Raw genomic sequence first — 23,085 nt, forward strand, 5'->3', positions numbered from 1 at the left:
GTCTAATTACAGGTTTAGGATTAAAATATTTTATAATATTTCCATCAGGTCTCTCATTTGTGATATAATTGCATTGAGAATATGCAATATTCAAGCTTACAGCAAGAATAAAAAGTGTTTTTTTCATAATTGTGTTTTAGTTTTCCAAATATAATAAAATTCGTCATATGTGACGAGATGATTTTAATTATCCCTTTTCATTCTTTATTTTCTTTGTTTCATGTTAAAACATTTAGATAATATTGAAGAAGAGTTAATTCAAAAAATCTATAAACTTTCTTTGGATAAGTTTAATGGAAACAATTCCCTCTTTGCTAGAAAATCTAACTGTTCAGAAGGAAGTATAAGGAGAATATTTAAGCATGAACAAAAGATGACATTTAACATGCTTTTAAAGTTATGCTATGGACTTGAAATCGATCTTAAAGTGTTACTATCTGATATTGATACTTCAATAAAAAAGGATAATCTACTTTAATTTTTTAGTTAGGTTTATCATTTGTTCACTAACTTTTTTCTGAACAACTTTAGCGTAATGTTCTTGAGTAGTAGAAATTTTAGAATGCCCCAATAATTCTGACACCACTTCAATTGGAACATCATTATAAAGCAATATTGTTGTTGCAAATGTTTTTCTTGCAATGTGATGAGTTAATTTTTTCTCAATCCCTACAATATCAGCAATTTCTTTTAAATAAGAATTGAATTTTTGATTACTGATTTTAGGTAATATTTTATCATCTCTCTGATATTTTTCAATAATTTTTGTTGCTTTTGGTAATAAAGGAATTGAAAACTGTTTTTTAGTTTTTTGTCTATACATGTCTATCCATAATTCATTATCAAATTTTTTTACTATATTCTTTTTCATTAATGTTGACATTTCTAAATAAGGTAAACCAGTATAACAACAGAACACAAACATATCCCTAACTTGTTCCAATCTCTTTTGAGAAAACTTATGATTCTCTAATTTGTAAAGTTCCTTAGTTGTTAGATAAGTTATAGAATTTATGACCTTTTTGGGTTTATAGAGCAAGAATGGGTCTGTCATTAGAAAACTCTCTGCAATAGCCAATTTAATAATCTTCCTAACCCTTTGAATGCTTTTATTGATTGTAATTTGCTTAAACTTTTTTTCAGTTTTCAAATAGTAATCAAAGTCATTTAAGAACTTTAAAGAGATATCTTCTAATGCTATATTTCTCTTTTTGTATTTATGAAAAAGGAAATTCTCAATATGTTGTTTAGCTTCTGTAAATTTTGAAAATGTAGATTTAGTGTATTCAATACCTACCAACTTTTCCATTCTTACATTATGGAGATTAAATACTTCAATTAAAGTTTTTGATGGCTTAGTATCTTCTCCTTTGAATTTTAAGTAAATATCTTCCACATCAAAATCTTTATTTTGAACTTGTAGAAATAAAAAAGCCTGATTAATTTCTTGCTTAATCAGGCTCAGTTGAGTGTTAATTTGTTTATGTTCAGTATCATCAGGAATAGCTTTCTGTAATGAATTATTCCAATTCTCTGGTTTAATAAATAATCCAGTTGCAAAGGGCTTTCTTATTCCTAAATATGTAATTCTACACACAATAGGAACTAATCCTTTTTTATTAATCCTGGTAGCTGAAATCACAAACAATATCTTTATTGGTTGTTTAATCATGAGAAAATAATTGTTTAAATTTTTAATAAAAAAGTTGCAACCCAAGTAAAATTTTATTGCAACCCAAATGTTAGCCTTTTTGCAACCCAATATAAAATTTTATGCAACCTAAAACTTAGCCTTTTGCAACCCTAATTGCAACCCAAAAAAACTAAAATTTGAAATTGTAATAAGTAAGTAGATTTTTAAAAAATCCTTGTAGAATAGATAAGTATATGGCATAAATAAAAAAACTCCACATTTCTGTGAAGCTTCTTTGTAGCGGGAACAGGACTCGAACCTGTGACCTTCGGGTTATGAGCCCGACGAGCTGCCTACTGCTCTATCCCGCGATATAAGTTTTATCGAAGTTTAAAATGACTTTCAAAATACTACTTCTAAAATCTCTTGAAAGGGTTTTGAGTGACCAACCTAGTAGCGGGAACAGGACTCGAACCTGTGACCTTCGGGTTATGAGCCCGACGAGCTGCCTACTGCTCTATCCCGCGATTTGTGAGTGCAAATATACAAATAATATCGATACAAACAAGAAAAAAATAAATTAATAAAAAAATACCCTAGCTTTTGACTAGGGTATTTCTTCTATTACATCATGCCTGGCATTCCTCCGCCCATTGGCATAGCTGGTGCATCTTCTTTAATATCTATTAAAGCACACTCTGTTGTTAAAATCATACCCGCTACTGAAGCTGCATTTTCTAATGCTACACGAGTTACTTTTTTAGGATCAATGATTCCTGCTTTCAACATGTCTACATATTCTCCTGTCTTCGCATTGAATCCAAAGTCACCTTTTCCTTCAGCTACTTTTGAGATTACTACTGAACCTTCTCCGCCTGCATTTTCTACAATCGTACGCAAAGGAGCTTCTACAGCTCTATTTACGATTTGAATTCCAGTTGCTTCATCCGCATTTAAAGCGCTCAAAACATCTAATACTGCTTTCGCTCGAACTAAAGCTACACCTCCACCAGCAACAATTCCTTCTTCTACAGCCGCTCTAGTAGCGTGTAATGCATCATCTACTCGATCTTTTTTCTCTTTCATTTCCACCTCTGAAGCAGCACCAACATATAATACAGCCACTCCACCAGCTAGTTTAGCCAAACGCTCTTGTAACTTCTCACGATCATAGTCTGATGTAGTCGTTTCCATTTGCGCTTTAATTTGGTTAACTCTTGCCTTAATGTTCTCTGCGTTCCCCGCACCATTTACAATTGTGGTATTGTCTTTATCAATAGTAATTGTTTCTGCTGTTCCTAACATCGCTAAAGTAGCATTCTCTAATGAATATCCGCTTTCTTCAGCAATTACAGTACCTCCAGTTAAAATAGCAATATCTTCTAACATTGCTTTTCTTCTGTCTCCAAAACCAGGTGCTTTAACCGCTGCAATTTTCAATCCACCTCTTAATTTATTCACCACTAATGTAGCTAACGCTTGTCCGTCTACATCTTCAGCAATAATTAATAATGGACGACCTGACTGAGCTACTGGCTCTAATACTGGTAATAATTCCTGCAAATTGGAAATTTTCTTATCATATAATAACACATACGGATTACTCAATTCTGCAATCATTTTATCTGCATCCGTTACAAAATACGGAGATAGATATCCTCTATCAAACTGCATTCCTTCAACCACATCAACATATGTATCTGTACCTTTAGCTTCTTCTACCGTAATTACCCCTTCTTTGCCTACTTTTGTAAAGGCTTTTGCAATTAACTCACCTATAGTTTCATCATTATTAGCCGAAATAGAAGCTACTTGTTTGATTTTTTCAGAAGAATCTCCTACTGCTTCAGATTGTTTGCTCAATTGATCTACAATAGCTTCAACCGCTTTATCAATTCCTCTTTTAAGATCCATTGGATTAGCTCCAGCAGCTACATTTTTCAAACCTTCTTTTACGATAGCTTGAGCCAACACTGTAGCTGTTGTAGTTCCGTCTCCTGCTAAATCATTTGTTTTAGAAGCCACTTCTTTAACCATTTGAGCTCCCATATTTTCTAGAGGATCTTGCAATTCTATTTCTTTTGCTACAGACACCCCGTCTTTTGTAACAGTTGGTCCTCCAAAAGATTTAGAAATGATAACATTTCTTCCTTTAGGTCCTAAAGTAACTTTTACTGCATTTGCTAATGCATCTACTCCACGTTTTAACCCATCGCGGGCTTCAATGTCGAATTTAATATCTTTTGCCATTTTTACTGATTTTAAATTTAAACTTAACTTACCATTTAGATTATTGCGTAGATTTCATCTTCACGCATAATTAAATAATCTTTCCCCTCTAATTTTAATTCTGTTCCTGAATACTTGCCATATAAAACAGTATCACCAACCTTAACGGTCATTTCATGGTCTTTTTTTCCATTTCCTACGGCAACAACAGTCCCTTTTTGAGGTTTTTCTTTTGCTGTATCTGGAATAATAATACCAGATGCTGTAGTAGTTTCTGCAGCTAATGGCTCAATAACTACTCGGTCTGAAAGTGGTTTAATGTTTAACGACATATTTTAAATATTTAAATTAAATTTTACATGACTCTTTTTTTCAGAAATTGTGCCAAATCGAATTTCTGCCATTTTTACTGCAAATAAAAATGCCAGCACTGACAGGCTGGCATTTTTTATTGTTTTTTGTATATAATCTATTTTGCTGAATCTGCCGCTGGCTTAGCCGTTGGTGAAGCAGGAGCTGATGTTGTAGGCACTGGAGCTGGTTTTGAAACTGCATCGTCTACAATTTTTGAACCTCCATTACCGTTTGATGTACTTAATGTAGACAACAAGATTAAAAGAATTAAAGCGCCTCCTAAGTACCAAGTTGATTTTTCTAAGAAATCGGTTGTTTTTTGAACACCTCCCATTTGTCCACCTCCACCAAAAGCAGAAGACAATCCACCACTTTTAGGATTTTGAACCATAATCACAAGGATTAATAAAAAACAAACAATTACTATTAAAGCTAAAAAAATTGTAAATGGTATCATTTTGTGTTAATTATTTTGTTGTAAAATTTTAATATCATTAATTCGGTCTGCAAAGAAACTACTTTTTTCTGGATATTTCAAAATTAAAATTTCATATGCTTGTATTGCTTTAGTATATTTTTTTTGCTCTAGGTAGATTTTAGCTAAAGTTTCTGTCATAATAGAAGACGGCATTTCATTGCTTTTAGCTATATTTACTGGCGTTGGCACAGGTTCTTTTGTTGGAGCAATTTTAGGACTAAGCTCAATAAATTTTTCAATTAATTCGAATTTTTTTTCTATTTCTGAATTATTTTCAGGCTCTTTTTTATCATTTTCTCGTTCTACAGGAGCTAATTTTGATAATTGTAACCATTCACTAAAAGAATGTGTTTCAGATTTTTCAAAAACTAATGGTTTACCAATTTCTAATCGATTTTCAACTTCTTCGATTATATTTACTCCTTTATTTTCTTCTTTAGCTACTTCAAATTTTTCACTTTGTTCTTTGACTAATTCAAATTCTTTAACTTCAATACTTTGTAATTCTAGTTGAATTTTATCATAATTTTCTTTTTTAAAAACTTTAAATTCATCAGAAGTAATAAAATCAAACAGAACCGAACGATCAGTTGTATGAGCAGCTGTCTTTTTTAATTCGTAGTTATACCTGAAACTTTCTTGATTATACAATCCTTTTAAATATAAGGCTCTGGCACTTTGAAAAAAAGGAAATTCTTGCACAATTGATTCTAGAATCAATGTTTGTTTATCATTGATTCCTTTTGAATGATTGAGCAAAAAAATATAATCATTAATATTCATAAATTTACCATTTAGCTAAAGACTGACTAAAAATATCTTGTGTAATACGGTCATAAATTTCTTTTAAAGCATCTTGCATTACTTCACTAGGTAGTTTATTTGCCTCATAATTATAAAAATGCGAAAACCGTTTTTCAAAATTATCTTCTTCTTTGTTCTTGTTAGTGTAACGCACATTAACGGTGATTGTCATCCTATTTTGTGCTGCCGTTTGATCCGAAGTTGCTGCCATTGGAGTGATTCTATACTCTACAATTTCTCCTTCATACAACAAATCTCCTCCCGAACTTACAAGATTTAAATTCGTCTGATTTAATATAACATTTTGCAATTTTTGAGTAAAAGTTCTTTCAATACCTGGTTCTACAATATCTGCCAAATTTTGAAAATAATTCACCTGAAATGTCTTAGCATCTAATTTACCTGTTCCAGTAAAATTATAACTTACACTACAACTTGACAGCACTAGTGCAAATACTAATAAAAAATATCTTCTAAAAATATTCATGTTTTATAAATCGAATTGTTTGATTTTTCTATATAAGGTGCGTTCTGAAATACCTAATTCATCAGCAGCGGCCTTTCTCTTTCCTTTATTTTTTTCTAGTGCTTTTTTAATCATTTCAATTTCCTTTGCCTCTAAACTTAAGGTTTCCTCCTCTTCTACTGTTTCTGCAAATAAATAATCCTCATGATCATCTTCATCAACAAACTCTTCTTGCTCCATACTTTCCTCTACTGGAAACACTTTGACGGTAGCAGGCCGTTCTTCAAAAATAGGGTTTTTATCTTCAGGAGTACCATAAATTTTTTGAATTAATGATTTATTTGACTCTTGAACTTTGGCCGCGCCATTTTGCATTAACTCTAAAGTCAACTTCTTAAGATCATTTAAATCACTTTTCATATCAAAAAGAACCTTGTACAAAATTTCACGTTCAGTACTAAAATCGCTCGTATTTTTTGATTCTGACACAACTTGAGGCAAACTTCTTTCATTTGCTGGTAAATAACTCTGTAACGTAGATAATGAAATATCTCTATGGGTTTCCAAAACAGATATTTGTTCAGCAACATTTCGCAATTGTCTAATATTACCACTCCACCTATAATGTAACAAATACCTAACAGCTTCATCTGTTAATTTTATTGGAGGCATTTTGTATTTATGTGCAAAATCAGCAGCAAATTTCCTGAACAATAAATGGATATCGTCTTTACGATCGCGTAATGGTGGTAATTGAATTTCAACCGTACTTAATCGATAATACAGATCCTCGCGGAATTTTCCTTTTTCAATGGCTTCAGTCATGTTTACATTGGTTGCTGCAACAATGCGAACATTAGTTTTCTGTACTTGAGACGAACCTACCTTTATAAACTCTCCATTCTCTAAAACACGCAATAACCTTACTTGAGTTGTCAATGGTAACTCTCCCACTTCATCAAGAAAAATAGTTCCTCCATCTGCGACTTCAAAATACCCTTCACGAGTAGCTGTTGCGCCAGTAAAAGCCCCTTTCTCATGTCCGAACAATTCACTATCAATAGTACCTTCTGGAATCGCTCCACAATTTACTGCGATATATTTACCATGTTTCCGATGTGAAAGCGCATGAATTATTTTAGGAATATTCTCTTTACCTACACCACTTTCTCCTGTTACCAATACAGAAATATCGGTTGGAGCTACTTGTATCGCTTTCTCCACCGCACGATTCAATTTAGGATCATTCCCAATAATTTCAAAGCGCTGTTTTATGTTTTGTACTGATTCCATATTCCAATTGATTCAGGTTATTCAGTTTTAGACAGGAATACCACCTCTTAAAGTATCTGGCATTCGTTGAAACTGAAACCAAAAAATTATTGCATTATTTCTGAATACCCTACTGCTTCACCAATTAAAGTAGCCGTAGTGCAATCTGTTATTTTTACATTTACAAAATCCCCTGGCTTATAATCTTCTTTAGGGAAAACGACCACTGTATTTTGCGAATTACGTCCTGACCAATGTAAATTTGAACGCTTCGAATCTTTTTCGATTAAGACCTCTACTACTTGACCCACAAAACGCTTTGTGCGCTCTAATGCCATTTTTTGTTGTAAATCGATAATTTCATTTAAACGTCTTTTCTTAACTTCTTCTGGCACATCATCATCCATTTTTCTTGCCGCAAGAGTACCTGGACGTTCTGAATAAGCAAACATGAATCCGAAATCATATTTACAATGCGCCATCAGTGACAATGTATCTTGATGATCCTCCTCTGTTTCAGTTGGAAAACCAGCAATCATATCTTGTGATAAAGAAATCTCAGGAATGATTTCATATATTTTATCTACAAGTGTTAAATACTCTTCCCGAGTATGTTGACGATTCATTTCTTTTAAAATACGTGTACTACCCGATTGAACTGGTAAGTGGATATATTTACAAATGTTATGATGTTTAGCCATAACTTCTATAACTTCAATATGCATGTCTTGCGGATTAGAAGTAGAGAAACGGAAGCGCATTTTTGGGAATTGAGTTGCACAACGATCTAACAACTGAGCAAAATCTACTGCTGTAGCTTTCTGTATTTCTGAAGCTTTATCAAAATCTTTCTTCAATCCACCACCATACCATAAATAACTATCTACATTTTGACCCAATAAGGTTACTTCTTTAAAACCTTTATCCCACAAATCTTGAATTTCCTGCAAGATACTTTCTGGTTCGCGACTACGTTCACGACCACGGGTAAAAGGAACAACACAAAAAGTACACATGTTATCACAACCACGAGTAATAGATACAAAAGCAGATACTCCATTACTACTTAATCGAACAGGCTGGATGTCGCCATAAGTTTCCTCCTTTGAAAGAATTACATTTATCGCATCGCGTCCTTCTTCAACTTCTTTCAAAAGATTAGGAATATCTTTATAAGCGTCTGGCCCTACAACCATATCCACTATTTTTTCTTCGTCTAAAAACTTCTCTTTCAAGCGCTCTGCCATACAACCTAACACCCCCACTTTCATGGTTGGATTTATTTTTTTAATGGCATTATATTCTTGCAAACGCTTTCTAACTGTCTGTTCCGCTTTGTCGCGAATGGAACAGGTGTTGACTAATACTAAATCTGCTTCTTCTAAATTTTGAGTTGTATTGTATCCTTGTTCAGACAAGATAGAGGCTACAATTTCACTATCTGAAAAATTCATTTGACAGCCATAACTTTCAATGAATAATTTCTTTTGATTGCCTTCTTTTTGTTCTTGTACTAAACTGGTTCCTTGTTTAATTTCTTCTATAACCTTTTCTTGCATAACCTATTTCATTATAAAATTGGGATTGCAAAGATAATACTAATTTTGGTTTTATGACAAGATGTCAGTTTATTTTAAAGTAATTTTAAGAAAACTATTATTTCCTTTGTTTTACCCTAGTTGACACAGTAAAAAAACACTTAATTTCTAGCCACAACAACAGCATAAACCGTGAATAGCAAATAACATAAAAATGTATAAACAAATAGATAAATTACACATACCTAAAAAAAGAAAAAAATACACCTATATATATATGTTAAAAAAAACTTCTACTTTTGCCCCAACAAAATTGTGAAAATGGCAAAGAATTTAGTCATCGTGGAGTCGCCTGCAAAAGCGAAAACTATTGAAAAATTTTTAGGTAAAGATTTCCAAGTGGAGTCAAGTTATGGGCATATTGCCGACTTACCTTCCAAAGAAATAGGGGTTGATATTGAAAATAATTTTAAACCCAAATATGAGGTTTCGTCTGATAAAAAAGCATTGGTAAAAAAATTGAAAGATTTATCAAAATCAGCAGAAACCGTATGGTTAGCCTCCGATGAAGACCGAGAAGGAGAAGCTATTGCTTGGCATTTAGCAGAAGAATTAAAATTAGATCAAAAGAAAACCAAACGTATTGTTTTTCACGAGATTACTAAAACCGCCATTCAAAAAGCAATTGAAAACCCTAGAGGAATTGATTATAATTTAGTCAATGCGCAGCAAGCACGACGTGTTTTAGATCGTTTAGTAGGCTATGAACTTTCTCCCGTATTATGGAAAAAAGTAAAAGGAGGACTTTCAGCAGGAAGAGTACAATCGGTTTCTGTTCGATTAATTGTTGAGCGTGAACGCGAGATTCAGGATTTCAAACCCGAAGCTAGTTATACTATTAACGCTGAATTTACTAATGAAGCTGGTAAAGTTGTTAAAGCTAAATTGAATAAGAATTTTGCAACCCAAGAAGAAGCACAACACTTTTTAGAACAAAACATTGGCGCTTCATTTAAAGTTGCTGATTTAGAAACCAAACCTACAAAAAAATCACCAGCAGCTCCTTTTACAACTTCTACACTACAACAGGAAGCCGCTCGTAAGCTTTACTTACCTGTTGGAATAACAATGCAAATTGCACAACGCTTATATGAAGCTGGATTGATTACTTACATGCGTACCGATAGTGTTAACTTATCTCAAGAAGCCATGGCTGCAGCAGAAGCAGAAATTGTTTCTTATTATGGTGCTGCTTTTAGTAAACCAAGAAACTTTAACACAAAATCTAAGGGAGCACAAGAGGCGCACGAAGCTATTCGCCCAACAGATATGAGTCGCCATACAGTTGATTTAGATCGTGACCAAGCTCGCTTATATGACTTGATTTGGAAGAGAACTATTGCTTCACAAATGAGTGATGCAGAACTAGAACGCACTAATGTAAAAATTGAAGCCAACAAACATAAAGAATTATTTTCCGCAACAGGAGAAGTTATAAAATTTGAAGGATTTTTAAAAGTATATTTAGAAGGCCACGATGATGATGAAGAGGAACAAGATGGTATGTTGCCAGCTTTACAAATAAACGAAACGCTACAAAACAATTCAATTACTGCAACAGAACGTTTTAGCAGACCTCCAGCACGTTACACAGAAGCTTCTTTAGTAAAAAAATTAGAAGAACTAGGTATTGGACGTCCATCTACATACGCACCAACTATTTCCACTATCATCAATCGAAATTATGTAGAAAAAGGAAGCTTTGAAGGAACTGAACGCTTATATAATCAAATAACGTTAGTTCAAAATAAGATAAAAAGTCTACAATTAAAAGAAAACTATGGTTCTGACAAAGGAAAATTAGTCCCAACAGACATAGGTGGTATTGTAAACGACTTTTTAGTTAAAAACTTTGAAACTATCCTAGATTACAATTTTACAGCTAAAGTTGAACAAGATTTTGACGAAATTGCAGAAGGAAAAGAAGATTGGAGTAAAATGATGAAGGATTTTTACAACCACTTCCACCCTATTGTAAATAAAGTAGAAACTACCGCTGAACGAGAAACAGGCGAACGTATTTTAGGAATCGATCCAAAAACTGGAAAACAAGTTTCTGTTCGTTTAGGACGCTATGGCGCAATGGCCCAAATAGGGAATCAAGAAGATGAAGAAAAACAATTTGCAAGTTTACGTGCAGAGCAAAATATAAGTACAATTACACTAGAAGAAGCTTTGAATTTATTTTTACTTCCTAAAGCCTTAGGTATTCACAATGGCGAAGAAGTGGAAGTAAACAATGGTCGCTTCGGACCCTATGTACGTTATGGTAAACAATTCATTTCTTTACCTAAAGGAGAAGACCCATTGGATGTAACCTTAGCACGTGCTCAAGAATTAATAGCAGAAAAAGAGCAAGCTGATGCACCAATTGCCACTTATGACGGATTACCTGTTCAAAAAGGAGTAGGCCGTTTTGGCCCTTTTATCAAATGGAATAGCCTGTTTATCAATGTAAACAAAAAATACAATTTTGACCAATTAACGCAAAATGATGTTAATGAATTGATTCAAGAAAAAATACAGAAAGATATTGACAAAGTAGTTCACAATTGGGAAGATGAAGGCATAAGAGTTGAAAAAGCACGCTGGGGTAAATCTGTTATTTTAAAAGGAAAAATTAAAATTGAATTAAATAAAGATATAGATGCAGCCGCACTAACTTTAGAAAAGGTAAAAGCTCTAATTGAGCAAAAAGCACCAGCAAAAAAAACAACTGCTAAAAAAGCGACAACGAAAAAAACAACTGCAAAAAAGAAATAAACAATCATGATATTTGACTATTTACAACCTGTTTCGCCAGAAATTGAAAAATTTGTGGCTAACTTATCTAATCAAACATTAGGTAAAAAGGTTGTATTACATACAGAAACAGACTATCCTAATTTAAACACTATTGCCATTGCATTAATTTTTGTTAATGAAAACAGAGGAAGTGACCAATATTATGAAGCAGATTTTTTTGCAACCATCAGAAAAAACCTCTATCAATTATTCCCTGGTAATTGGAATAAAGGTATTGCTGACCTCGGAGATTTATTAATAGGCAATGAAATCACTGACACTTATTATCTCCTAAAAACCGTTTGCTGTGAATTAATCAAAAATAAAATCACACCAATCGTGGTAGGTGGCTCACAAGACTTAACTTATGCTTTGTATAGAGCCTATGATGATTTGGAACAAATGGTTAATTTAGTATCCATTGACGATCAATTTAATTTTGCCAAAGAAGATAACTTAGCTTCAGATGCTTTTTTATCTAAAATCATTGTTGAAGAACCAAACAACCTATTTAATTTTAGCACTATTGGTTACCAAACTTATTATAATTCACAAGAAGAGATTGATTTAATTGAAAAACTATATTTTGATGCTTACAGACTTGGAGAAATCATAAAAAACCCTTCCCAAGTAGAGCCCATTTTTAGAGATGCCGATTTGGTTAGTTTAGATTTACATGCAATTAAAAGCAGTGATTCAGGAAATTTTGAACATTTTCAACCTAATGGATTTGATGGACGGGAGATTTGCTCACTGGCTAGATATGCGGGAATAAGTGATAAAATTAGTTGCTTTGGGATATTCAATTCGAACTATACAAAAAATGAAGTCCGCTTATTAAACGAAATTATATGGTATTTCATAGAAGGGTTTCATTATAGATCATATGAATTCCCGTTTGAGGACAAAATTAGTTACTTTAAATATACCGTTTTAATAGAAGATGAAGAACTAGTATTTTATAAAAGTAATCGATCTGAAAGATGGTGGATAGAAATACAACAAACAAATAAATACAATAATAAGAGCAAAAAAACGTTACTACCTTGTACACATGATGACTATCTAGCAGCTTGTGAGCAAGAAATACCAGAACGTTGGTGGAAGGCATTACGAAAAAACCATTTATAAAAACGATAAAATGTTAAAATTATCGACAAAAAAACAATTTTTTATATTTTTATTATGAAAAGTATTGTGTATGTCAAAATAATTAAATAGGTTTACGCTCTCAAATATTAAAAAGTTTTTAACCCAATTTTTATATGAAAAAATTTTTAGTACTATCAGCAACATTAGCTCTACTTGCAAGCTGTGGAAAAGGCGACAAAGGAGAGTTAGTGGGAGTTAAAGGTAAAAAATGGCACTCAGAGAAACCTTACGGAATGACATTAGTTCCAGGAGGTGCATTCATCATGGGTAAATCAGATGATGACATTGCAAATATTCAAGATGCACCATCAAAAACTGTAACTGTTCGTTCTTTTTACATGGATGAAACAGAAATTACAAATAGCGAATATCGTCAATTTGTGGAATGGGTAAAAGATTCTACAATTAGAACGAGATTAGCTATTATGGCAGAAGATATGGGGCAAAAAGCAGGTGCAAATTCTAAAGGTGGAAGTATCGGTGATTTTGCTTTTAAAGATACTGACCCTCAAAAAATGACAGCATACGACAAATATATGTATGAAAACTACTATAGTGTTGGTACTGACAAAGATCCTTATGCTAATAGAAAATTAAACAAAAAAATTAAACTGATTAAAGAAACATCAAAATATCCAGATGAGCATTATGTTGAAGTTATGGACTCTATGTACTTGCCAGAATCTGAATCGTTCAATGGGTTAAAAACGATTGATGTTACTAAATTAAAATTTAAATACAATCAGGTAGATTTAAATAAAGCAGTAAAGAAAAAAGGTCGTAAAAACTTCTATGAAGACGCACCACCTATTGAGATTTATCCTGACACAACTGTTTGGATTAAAGATTTTGCTTACTCGTATAACGAACCAATGCATAATGATTATTTCTGGCATCAAGCTTATGCAGAATACCCTGTAGTTGGTGTAACATGGAAACAAGCAAAAGCTTTTTGTGCTTGGAGAACAATGTACAAAAACGGATATGTGAAAAAACAAAAAGGAAGAGACCAAGTGAATTCATTCCGTTTACCTACTGAAGCAGAATGGGAATACGCAGCAAGAGGTGGAATTGAATCAGGAACTTACCCATGGGGTGGTCCTTATGCTAAAAATGATAGAGGTTGTTTCTTAGCAAATTTCAAACCTAACCGAGGAGACTATGCAGCAGATGGTGCTTTGTATACCGTTGAGGCTAAATCTTTCGAACCAAACGATTTTAATTTATACAACATGGCTGGTAATGTTTCTGAATGGACAGAATCATCATACGATCCAGGAGCTTATGAATTTGTTTCAACAATGAACCCAAATGTACCAGATACAAAAAATCAAAGAAAAGTAGTTCGTGGAGGATCTTGGAAAGATGTTGCCTTCTTTTTACAAACATCAACTCGTGATTTTGAATACGCTGATTCAGCAAGAAGTTACATTGGATTTAGAACCGTTCAAGATTACATGGGTACAGAAGCTACAGGCAGAAGACCAAGATAATTAAAATCAACTTAAAACTTAAATAATAACTTAACTAACTAAAATTTTTAAATTATGGCAATTTTATCACCAAAAGTAATGAATTTCGCATACGGATTCGGTGCGGCAGTTGTAATCGTAGGAGCATTATTTAAATTAATGCACTGGCCTGGAGCAAGCGCAATGCTTATTGCAGGTTTAGGAACTGAGGCTTTCATTTTCGGTTTATCTGCATTTGAAGCTCCGGCAAAAGAATTAGATTGGACTTTAGTATATCCAGAATTAGCAGGTGGTGAAGCTAAAACTAGAAAAGTAAAAGCAGAAAACCCAACTGAAGCTCAAGGTTTATTATCACAAAAATTAGACAGTTTACTTAAAGATGCTAAAATTGATGGTGAATTAATGGCAAGTTTAAGCAATTCAATCAAAAATTTTGAAGGTGCTGCTAAAAACATTGCTCCAACAGTTGACGCTATTGCTTCTCAGAAAAAATATGCTGACGAAATGGTAAGTGCTGCAAACTCTTTAGAGGCTTTAAATAACTTATACAAAGCACAGTTAGATGGAGCTCAAAGAAACGCTGAAGCTAACCAAGAAATTGCTGAAAATGCTGCTAAATTAAAAGAGCAAATGCAATCAATGACTTCTAACATTGCATCATTAAATGCTGTGTATGGTGGAATGTTATCTGCAATGCAAAATAGAGGATAATTAGTTTTATCGTTTTATATTATTTTTTTATTAACTATTTAAACTAATTATTTAGAAATGGCAGGAGGAAATTTAAGTCCTAGACAGAAGATGATTAACCTAATGTACTTGGTTTTCGTCGCAATGTTGGCAATGAACATGTCAAAAGAAGTTCTTTCAGCTTTCGGATTAATGAACGAAAGATTTGAAGGAGCAAATACGTCAGCTACTGAAACAAATGGTCAAATGTTACAAGCATTAGATCAAAAAGCAGCTGAAGCGAAAGGAGAATTTGGAGTTGCAGCTCAAACTGCACACAAAGTATCTGCTGCTACAAAGAAGTTTTACGATTTTATTGGAACATTAAAAGGAGACATCACTAAAGACATCGCATTAGAAGAAAATGGTAAATTACCATACGAGGCTATGGATAAAGGTGATAAATTAGACGAATTATGGTTCAATGGAGATAATTATACACCTAAAGGAAAATCTGTTTTAGATGCTATTGATGCTTTTAAAAGTGAATTAAAGGCCGCTTTAGGAAATGAGAAAAAATATGAGTCAATTTTAAATGAAGTATTAGCTAAATTTGACACTAAAGAGATTAAAGATAAAAGCGGTGCTAATGTAAAATTTTTAGATTACCACTTTAAAGGCTTTCCTGCAATTGCTTCATTGGCTAAATTAAGTGCTTGGCAAAATGATGCTAAGAAAGTTGAATCTGATGTTATTGCTGCTGCTTTAGGAAAAGCTGCTGTGCAGGCTGCTTCAATGAAAAACTATCAAGCTATTGTGGTATTAGAGAAAAACGCTTATTTCCAAGGTGAGCAAGTGAAAGGTAAAGTAGTTTTAGGTCGTTATGACGAAAACACAAAACCAACTTCATTCAAAGGACCTGGTAAATTAGAAAATGGACAAGCTGTTATTTCAATGACTGCTGGTGGTATTGGTGAGCAAAAAATTGGTGGTGAATTTACATTCTTAGAAGATGGTAAAAACATTCCATTAAAATTTGAAGGAACTTATGTTGTTGTTCCTAGACCAAACCAAGCTATTATTTCTGCTGATAAAATGAATGTAGTTTACCGTGGTATTGAAAATCCTATTTCAGTTTCTATCCCAGGTGTTGCATCTAATAACGTTTCAGCTTCTGCTCCAGGAATGAGAAGTACAGGACAAGGTAAATATGTAATTAAACCAGGAGCTGGTAATGAAGTTAAAATTACCGCTACAGGTAAGTTACCTGATGGAAAAACTGTAAGTAGCTCTATGCCTTTCAGAATTAAAGCGTTACCTAAACCAACTGGTAAAATTAGAGGTGATGTATCTCCAAAAGGCCCTAAATCAAGTTTAGAAGTGTCTACAGTTACTGCAGTTATGGAAGATTTTGATTTTCCTGTAACAGTAAATGTTGTACAATTTAACTTAAAAGTACCTGGACAACCAACAGTAGTAGTTCAAGGTAATAAAATGAATGCTGCTGCTTTAGCTGCTATCAAAAAAGCAGGTAAAGGTGATGTTGTTACAATTTCAGAAATCAAAGCTAAGTTTACAGGTATTGACCAAGTACCTAAACAACCTTCACCTTGTACTTTTGAAATTCAATAATTTTAAAATATAAAAAAATGAATTGGAGAAATTTTTTATTAGCAACTGTATTAGGTTTTAGTGCAATTTCATTTGCTCAATCTAATTTATTAAATGCAAAAACACCAGACGAAATTGGTAAAAAGACACAAGCGGAATTAAACGCAGATAACGACAAACCAATGCCTTATGGTTATGTAGGAGATAGAGATATCTTAATGGGTAGAGCTACTTGGGAATTAATAGATGTTAATCAACGTGTTAACTTTCCATTGTATTTTCCAGTAGATGAATCTGTAGATTTAGGGCCAGACAGAAGATCGCTTTATGCAGTTTTAATGTCTGCCATTAAAGATAAAAAAATTACAGAAGTTTATGACTCTGGATATTTTACTACTAAAAAATCTTATGAAGATATTGAAAAAGCACTTTCATTTAAAGACACTTTAGATCAAGGTATCGAACAAATAAATGCAGGTGAAAAAGAAATATCTCCAGAATTTATTGTAAAATATGAAATTAAACCTGAACATGTAGCAGGTTATAAAGTAAAAGGTTATTGGTACTTTGACAAACGTCAGGGTGAATTAAAATACCGTTTATTAGGAATTTGTCCTCGTGTTCCAGATGTTTATACATTGAAAGGTGAAGCTGCTAACGTAGAGTATGTAGATTTATTTTGGATTTACTTCCCTGCTGCTCGTGATGTTTTACATTCAGCTAAAGCTTTTAATGAAAGAAACTCAGCTATACCTTTCACCTTTGATCATTTATTAAACGCTCGTCGATTTAGTGGTGTAATCTACTTAGAAGAAAACGTGTATGGTGATAGAGAAATCAAAGATTATATGAAAGAAAACTCTCAAATGCAGTTATTAGAATCTGAGAGAGTAAAAGAAAAAATTCGTAATTTCGAACTTGATATGTGGAATTACTAATAAAATATTTCTCCAATACTTAATAAAAAACTCTTGTCAATGGCAAGAGTTTTTTATTTTTGTCAAATGAAAGAAGTTGATTATATTATTGTTGGCTGCGGATTAGCAGGAATTAGTTTCAGTGAATTGTGTATTGCGAACAAGAAAACATGCATTGTATTTGAAAATCATACGCAAAATTCAACCCAAATAGCTGGAGGCCTATACAATCCTGTAGTATTGAAAAGATTTAGTGAAGTTTGGAAAGCAAAAGAACAATTAGAACTAGCCTATTCGTTCTATGAATCTCTAGAAAAAAAACTAAATCAAAAGCTCTTTCATGATATCCCACTTTACAGAAAACTAAATTCAATAGAAGAACAAAACAATTGGCATGTAGCAACAGATAAACCTAATCTTCAAAATTATTTAAATTCTAAACTTGAAGCGTTGAACAATCCATATGTAATTGCTCCTTTTAAGTTCGGAAAAGTAAATCAAACAGGATATTGTGATACAAAGCTATTAAAAGAGCTTTATCTAACTTATTTAGACCAAAAACAAATGCTGCAAATTCAATCTTTTGATTATGATCAACTTGAGATTACAAAAGAGCAAATAACCTATCAAGACATCAAAGCAAAAATAATTCTTTTTGCTGAAGGATTTGGTGTACAAAAGAATCCATTTTTCAACAATCTACCTCTAGATGGAACAAAAGGAGAGCTACTACTCATTGAATCATCTGAATTACAATTAAATCAAATCATAAATTCAAGTATATTTATACTACCAATAGGCGCTAATAAATATAAAGTTGGCGCAACATACAATTGGAAAGATAAAACAACAATTAGCACAAAAGAAGCACGAGAAGAATTAGAAACCAATTTAAAAGAGCTCATTAAATGTGAGTACAAAATAATTGAACAATATGCTGGAGTAAGACCGACAGTAAGAGATAGAAGACCACTACTAGGCAAACACTATCTACATAACAGCATCCACATTCTTAATGGACTAGGCACAAGAGGAGTTATGTTTGCTCCCTTCCTAGCCAATCAACTATATAACTACATCGAAAATAATATTCCTTTAGATAAAGAAGTGGATATTCAACGTATTTATAAAAAAATTTTATGACTTTTTATTCATATGTTCTTTCCAATTTTTATCAAAATTTACAAAGAAATTAATCCATATATTTCTTGATAAACGCATTATTATTGGCATAAATACAATTAATGTTGCCATAATTGCAATAAAAGAGGTCTTTAAATCTGCCCCAATGAAAACATGTGAAATTACAAAAGCTGCTACAGCAAATGCCACACCTAAGCCATAGCTTACATACATGGCTCCATAGAAAAAAGAAGGTTCGATTGCATAATGCAAATGACAATGTGAACAATTTTCATGCATTTTTAAAGCTTTGGATAAGTTGTATGGATTACGAACTTCATACATACTTTCTTCTTGACAACGTGGACAAGTACCTTTAAGCATACTTGCTATTTTAGATCCTTTGGTAAACATTTTTCTTTTTTTTATACAAAGGTAAAATAAGTATAGTATTTTTGCGTCACAATTGTTACATATCATGCTCAATATACATAATTTATCCGTTTCTTTTGGTGGTACTTATCTTTTTGAAGAAGTTACATTTAGATTAGGCGCAGGCGACCGCGTTGGTCTTGTAGGTAAAAACGGTGCTGGAAAATCAACTATGCTCAAAATGTTAGCTGGGGATTTTAAACCTGATAGCGGAACTATAGCAACAGAAAAAGAAGTTAAAATTGGGTTCTTAAGACAAGATATTGATTTTGTAAAAGGAAGAACTGTACTTGAAGAAGCATACCAAGCTTTTGAAGAAATCAAGTACTATGAGGCAAAAATTGACCAAATCAATCATCAACTAGCTACCAGAACTGATTATGAAAGTATTGAATATGGTGAATTAATTGAACAATTAAGTGACTTCCAACATCAATATGAAATTCATGGCGGATATAATTATGTAGGTGATACGGAAAAAATATTGTTAGGTTTAGGTTTCAAAAGAGAAAATTTTGATAACCAAACGGATACTTTTTCTGGTGGTTGGCGTATGCGTATTGAATTGGCTAAACTATTGTTGCAATCAAACGACATACTTCTTTTGGATGAACCTACCAACCACTTAGACATTGAAAGTATTATTTGGCTTGAAGGTTTTTTAAAAAATTTCCCCGGTGTGGTTGTTATCGTATCGCACGATAAAATGTTTTTAGATAATGTAACCAATCGGACCATTGAAATTTCTTTAGGTAAGGCGTATGACTTTAACAAACCTTATTCTCAATATTTAGTTTTAAGAGAAGAAATTCGTGAAAAACAATTAGCTACGCAAAAAAATCAACAGAAAAAAATTGAAGAAACTGAAAAGTTAATTGAAAAATTCAGAGCTAAAGCATCTAAGGCTTCTATGGCGCAATCACTAATCAAAAAATTGGATAAAGTTGAGCGTATTGAAGTCGATGAAGACGACAATTCGGTAATGAGCATCTCCTTCCCCGTTTCTGTAACACCTGGAAGAGTGGTGGTAGAAGCAGAAAAAGTGACTAAAGCTTATGGAGATAAAATCATTTTAAAAGATATTTCGTTATTAGTTGAACGAGGTAGTAAAATTGCGTTTGTTGGTCAAAATGGACAGGGAAAATCAACTTTTATTAAAGCCATTGTAAATGAATTTAAATATGAAGGAACTATTAAATTAGGCCACAATGTTCAACTGGGGTATTTTGCACAAAATCAGGCAGAATATTTAGATGGTGAAAAAACATTATTAGACACCATGATTGAAGCTGCAAATGACACTAATAGGAGTAAAGTGAGAGACATGCTTGGTGCTTTTTTATTTAGAGGCGATGATGTAGAAAAAAAGGTAAAAGTTTTGTCTGGAGGCGAACGAAACCGTTTAGCATTGTGTCGTTTATTACTTCAACCTATCAATGTATTGGTAATGGACGAGCCAACGAATCACTTAGATATTAAATCTAAAAACGTTTTGAAAGCTGCGTTACAAAACTTTGAAGGTACGCTTCTTCTCGTTTCTCACGATCGTGACTTTTTACAAGGAATGGCTAATACCGTTTATGAATTTAAAGATCAAAAAATTAGAGAATATTTGGGTGATATCAATTTCTTCTTAGAACAGAAAAACGTTCAAAATATGCGAGAAATTGAGAAAAAAGATGTGGTTAAAACAGAAACCTCAACTACAAAAATAGAAGCTCCAAAAAACCTAAGTTACGAAGAACAAAAAGCGCAAAAAGCACTTCAAAATAAACTTTCTAAAATTGAAAGCAATATCAATCAATTGGAAAAAGAAATTGCAAAAGATGATGAAAACTTAGCGCGTAATTATGAACAATTAATGGAAGATGAGTTGTTTTTTACAGCTTATGAAAAGAAAAAGAAAGAACTAGACCAATTAATGACTGAATGGGAAAACATTCAAATGGAGTTAATGTAGTTTAAATTTAAAAAATAATCTTTTAGTGATTAAGGTTAGATACACTACAATCGCTATGCTACTTAAAAGGGTGTCTTTGTTGCCATATCAATTCTGGTTCTAACTTGTGAAAAATCCGACTAATAAACTTGTTGATAAGAGAATTTTTATGCTCAATAAACCCAGACATCTGTATTGGTTCTGCACCAATTGAACTTTTAATTTCTAATGCTGTTCTACCAAAAATAATTTTGTTAAAACCATTTTCTATACCAAATTCAGTCATGTTGTAAAGCATGTTAAGGTAAAGCATTTTTTCTTTTTGAATACTTTCGTCGTAACCTAAAAAATAGGTTTCTAATACTAAACCATTCAAAAGAATAGAGTGAAAACCTACCAAATCCTCTTCAATAAAATAGCCATAAATACGGAAACGTGACCCACATTGTTTTTTAAAAATAGAAAAATGATTTTTATCTAGAAAAAAAGTATTAAAAGGGGCGTGTTGTGCCACATAATGATATAACTTGTAAATGTCCTTTTCTAAAGCAATTACTTCATCTAATTCTAATTCTCTAACACAGATCCCTTCATTTTTTTTTCTTGCTCTCTTGTATTGATCTCGGTATTTTTTTGTAAAAGCTCCGACATAGTCTTCTTTTGTCTTCCAAGATGAAGGAATAGCAAACACCATGTTAGGTTGAGTATTAAATTCATATAACTTACTAAATTCATACTGTTTTAATGCTTCCGAACATATCTCATAAAAATCTTTAAAAGAAACAATATGAATCTTAATTCCTTTGACTTTGAAATAAGATACAATGGCCTCTGAGGATTGAAGTAAAATAGCACTTAATGATTTAAAATCAACGGTATTTGAAAAAGCATAACCATTTTGACCCGTAATCATGTTGTTACCTAAAAACAATACATGTGATGCAAAGTTTTTAAAAACAAAATTACGAACCCATGTTCTTAAACATTTATCTCGTTCTCCAAATGATGACAATTTATTTAAATCTAAATATTGAGCTAAAGCAGTTCCTATGAGTGATTCATTTTCAAAAATTCCAATAAAAAAACACTCCATATTGGTTGGAGCTGACTGTTCAAGAACCTTTAAATAAGGAGTTTGTAAAAAGTGGTTATCCTTAGCTACCTCATTCCAATTAGATGGTAACTCACTGGTTTTCGAAAAAATTTTAAATGATAACTGTTCCAAAGCAAAAAAAAATCGTCCCACAAAAGTAGGACGAAACTATGATAATAAAATGTTAATTATTTCCAACCACAAATAATGGCACCCATAAGTGTTAAAGAAACAACCCAGTAACCAGCTGTAACGAGGATGTATTTCCATGATTTGTGTTCAAAAAGACCATTGATAGCTGTTACAGGAAGAACAAAAGTTAAACCTGCCATACAACCATGCAAAGCACCATGTTTAAATGAACGAAAAGCATCTCCTTTGTCTTTTAGAAACTCAATCAATGATGCATTTGTTTCATCTCCTCCCACAAGCTGAATGGCTCCTATTTGATGGATAACCATTATTGGAACAACCATAAATGAGATTAACAATGAAAAAAGCAAAGTTAAACCGAAGATTTTTAACATATTTCCTCGTTGTGCTTTTTCTTCGGTCATTCCTGTTTCATTCATCCAAATGGTACCAAATACTTTTGGGTTGTACCAAATGAAACCAACAAGAAATGTTGATAATGCTGCTACTAAGCAGGCGATAGGATTAATTGGCATAATATATTTTTTATTGGTTAGTTAACCAAAAATAATAAAAATCGATGAATTAATGTGATTCTTGGGTACGATATTGACAACAACCATGAATCTTAGCATACTCTTCATCTGTTGCTTTAACTCCCTCAGTATCATGACCTGCCCTTGCAATAGCTTTTTGAACATCCAATACAGAACATTTTGTTTCATCAATAATTAAATGAATATCTTTATGATCCATATGCCAATCAGCCGATTTTACACCTTTTACTGAAAAAGCGGCTTTCTCAATTCTCTTTTTACACATATCGCAATTCCCATCTACTGCAAACTCAACTTTTCTATTTTTATTTGGTTTAATTTCAGCTGTTTCTACTGCCTCTCTTTTCACCTCTTGCCCTTGCATATTCATT

Annotated in this window: 20 protein-coding genes and 2 tRNA genes; 8 read left to right on the top strand and 14 right to left on the bottom strand. The window is 32.6% G+C overall.

Going from position 1 to position 23,085, the window contains the following annotated elements:
- Nucleotides 1–469: 469 nt before the first annotated feature.
- The 10 genes from QZ824_RS03185 to miaB form a co-directional block, all read right to left on the bottom strand.
- A complete protein-coding gene (locus tag QZ824_RS03185; RefSeq protein ID WP_291274587.1) occupies nt 470–1,672 on the bottom strand; it encodes a site-specific integrase in 1,203 nt (400 codons plus the stop codon).
- Nucleotides 1,673–1,931: 259 nt separating this feature from the next.
- Nucleotides 1,932–2,004 (bottom strand) — tRNA-Met (locus QZ824_RS03190).
- An 83-nt stretch (nt 2,005–2,087) separates the two neighbouring features.
- A tRNA-Met gene (locus QZ824_RS03195) sits at nt 2,088–2,160 on the bottom strand.
- 97 nt (nt 2,161–2,257) lie between these two features.
- Nucleotides 2,258–3,883: a chaperonin GroEL gene (groL, locus tag QZ824_RS03200; protein WP_291274588.1), complete on the bottom strand. Its 1,626-nt coding sequence runs from the start codon at nt 3,881–3,883 to the stop codon at nt 2,258–2,260.
- Between the two features lie 35 nt (nt 3,884–3,918).
- A complete protein-coding gene (locus tag QZ824_RS03205; RefSeq protein WP_014389287.1) occupies nt 3,919–4,194 on the bottom strand; it encodes a co-chaperone GroES in 276 nt (91 codons plus the stop codon).
- Between the two features lie 137 nt (nt 4,195–4,331).
- Entirely contained in the window at nt 4,332–4,673 is a 342-nt protein-coding gene (secG, locus tag QZ824_RS03210) for a preprotein translocase subunit SecG (protein ID WP_291274589.1), read from the bottom strand.
- Nucleotides 4,674–4,679: 6 nt separating this feature from the next.
- On the bottom strand, nt 4,680–5,477 hold the full coding sequence (locus QZ824_RS03215; RefSeq protein ID WP_291274590.1) for a tetratricopeptide repeat protein: 798 nt from the start codon (nt 5,475–5,477) through the stop codon (nt 4,680–4,682).
- Between the two features lie 4 nt (nt 5,478–5,481).
- A complete protein-coding gene (locus QZ824_RS03220; protein ID WP_291274591.1) occupies nt 5,482–5,985 on the bottom strand; it encodes an LptE family protein in 504 nt (167 codons plus the stop codon).
- A gap of 3 nt (nt 5,986–5,988) precedes the next feature.
- Nucleotides 5,989–7,257 (bottom strand): sigma-54 dependent transcriptional regulator, encoded by a 1,269-nt coding sequence (locus tag QZ824_RS03225; RefSeq protein WP_291274592.1) that lies wholly within the window; start codon nt 7,255–7,257, stop codon nt 5,989–5,991.
- An 86-nt stretch (nt 7,258–7,343) separates the two neighbouring features.
- The gene (gene miaB, locus QZ824_RS03230; protein ID WP_291274593.1) at nt 7,344–8,795 is read right to left on the bottom strand and encodes a tRNA (N6-isopentenyl adenosine(37)-C2)-methylthiotransferase MiaB; all 1,452 of its coding nucleotides are present in this window, start codon (nt 8,793–8,795) and stop codon (nt 7,344–7,346) included.
- A gap of 300 nt (nt 8,796–9,095) precedes the next feature.
- Here miaB and topA point away from each other — a divergent pair, with 300 nt between their 5' ends.
- The 7 genes from topA to QZ824_RS03265 all read left to right on the top strand — a co-directional run bounded on the left by topA (nt 9,096) and on the right by QZ824_RS03265 (nt 18,582).
- Nucleotides 9,096–11,597, top strand: coding sequence for a type I DNA topoisomerase (topA, locus tag QZ824_RS03235; protein WP_291274594.1), 2,502 nt, complete (start codon nt 9,096–9,098; stop codon nt 11,595–11,597).
- Nucleotides 11,598–11,603: 6 nt separating this feature from the next.
- On the top strand, nt 11,604–12,749 hold the full coding sequence (locus QZ824_RS03240) for a formimidoylglutamase (RefSeq protein ID WP_291274595.1): 1,146 nt from the start codon (nt 11,604–11,606) through the stop codon (nt 12,747–12,749).
- A gap of 134 nt (nt 12,750–12,883) precedes the next feature.
- Nucleotides 12,884–14,263 carry a gliding motility lipoprotein GldK gene (gldK, locus tag QZ824_RS03245; RefSeq protein ID WP_291274596.1) on the top strand — a complete coding sequence of 460 codons (1,380 nt, stop codon included), beginning with the start codon at nt 12,884–12,886 and terminating at the stop codon, nt 14,261–14,263.
- A gap of 54 nt (nt 14,264–14,317) precedes the next feature.
- Complete coding sequence (gene gldL / locus QZ824_RS03250) at nt 14,318–14,953, top strand: gliding motility protein GldL (protein WP_291274597.1); 636 nt, start codon at nt 14,318–14,320, stop codon at nt 14,951–14,953.
- 57 nt (nt 14,954–15,010) lie between these two features.
- Complete coding sequence (gene gldM / locus QZ824_RS03255) at nt 15,011–16,543, top strand: gliding motility protein GldM (RefSeq protein WP_291274598.1); 1,533 nt, start codon at nt 15,011–15,013, stop codon at nt 16,541–16,543.
- A gap of 17 nt (nt 16,544–16,560) precedes the next feature.
- On the top strand, nt 16,561–17,460 hold the full coding sequence (gldN, locus tag QZ824_RS03260) for a gliding motility protein GldN (protein WP_291274599.1): 900 nt from the start codon (nt 16,561–16,563) through the stop codon (nt 17,458–17,460).
- A 39-nt stretch (nt 17,461–17,499) separates the two neighbouring features.
- Nucleotides 17,500–18,582 (top strand): FAD-dependent oxidoreductase, encoded by a 1,083-nt coding sequence (locus QZ824_RS03265; RefSeq protein ID WP_291274600.1) that lies wholly within the window; start codon nt 17,500–17,502, stop codon nt 18,580–18,582.
- On the opposite strand, the gene QZ824_RS03270 is transcribed toward QZ824_RS03265, so the two are convergent.
- On the bottom strand, nt 18,577–18,975 hold the full coding sequence (locus tag QZ824_RS03270) for a DUF983 domain-containing protein (protein ID WP_291274601.1): 399 nt from the start codon (nt 18,973–18,975) through the stop codon (nt 18,577–18,579). The two genes, QZ824_RS03265 and QZ824_RS03270, sit on opposite strands and share 6 nt — an antisense overlap.
- A gap of 64 nt (nt 18,976–19,039) precedes the next feature.
- Here QZ824_RS03270 and QZ824_RS03275 point away from each other — a divergent pair, with 64 nt between their 5' ends.
- Complete coding sequence (locus QZ824_RS03275; protein ID WP_291274602.1) at nt 19,040–20,953, top strand: ABC-F family ATP-binding cassette domain-containing protein; 1,914 nt, start codon at nt 19,040–19,042, stop codon at nt 20,951–20,953.
- A 58-nt stretch (nt 20,954–21,011) separates the two neighbouring features.
- On the opposite strand, the gene QZ824_RS03280 is transcribed toward QZ824_RS03275, so the two are convergent.
- Genes QZ824_RS03280 through QZ824_RS03290 form a run of 3 tightly spaced genes read right to left on the bottom strand, consistent with a single transcriptional unit; the run spans nt 21,012 to nt 23,084 of the window.
- A complete protein-coding gene (locus QZ824_RS03280; protein ID WP_291274603.1) occupies nt 21,012–22,178 on the bottom strand; it encodes a GNAT family N-acetyltransferase in 1,167 nt (388 codons plus the stop codon).
- A 35-nt stretch (nt 22,179–22,213) separates the two neighbouring features.
- Nucleotides 22,214–22,693, bottom strand: coding sequence for a DUF1761 domain-containing protein (locus tag QZ824_RS03285; RefSeq protein WP_291274604.1), 480 nt, complete (start codon nt 22,691–22,693; stop codon nt 22,214–22,216).
- Between the two features lie 49 nt (nt 22,694–22,742).
- Entirely contained in the window at nt 22,743–23,084 is a 342-nt protein-coding gene (locus QZ824_RS03290; RefSeq protein WP_291274610.1) for a heavy-metal-associated domain-containing protein, read from the bottom strand.
- Nucleotide 23,085 lies beyond the last annotated feature (1 nt).

This window comes from Flavobacterium sp. (genome assembly GCF_021151785.1).
GTDB lineage: Bacteria > Bacteroidota > Bacteroidia > Flavobacteriales > Flavobacteriaceae > Flavobacterium.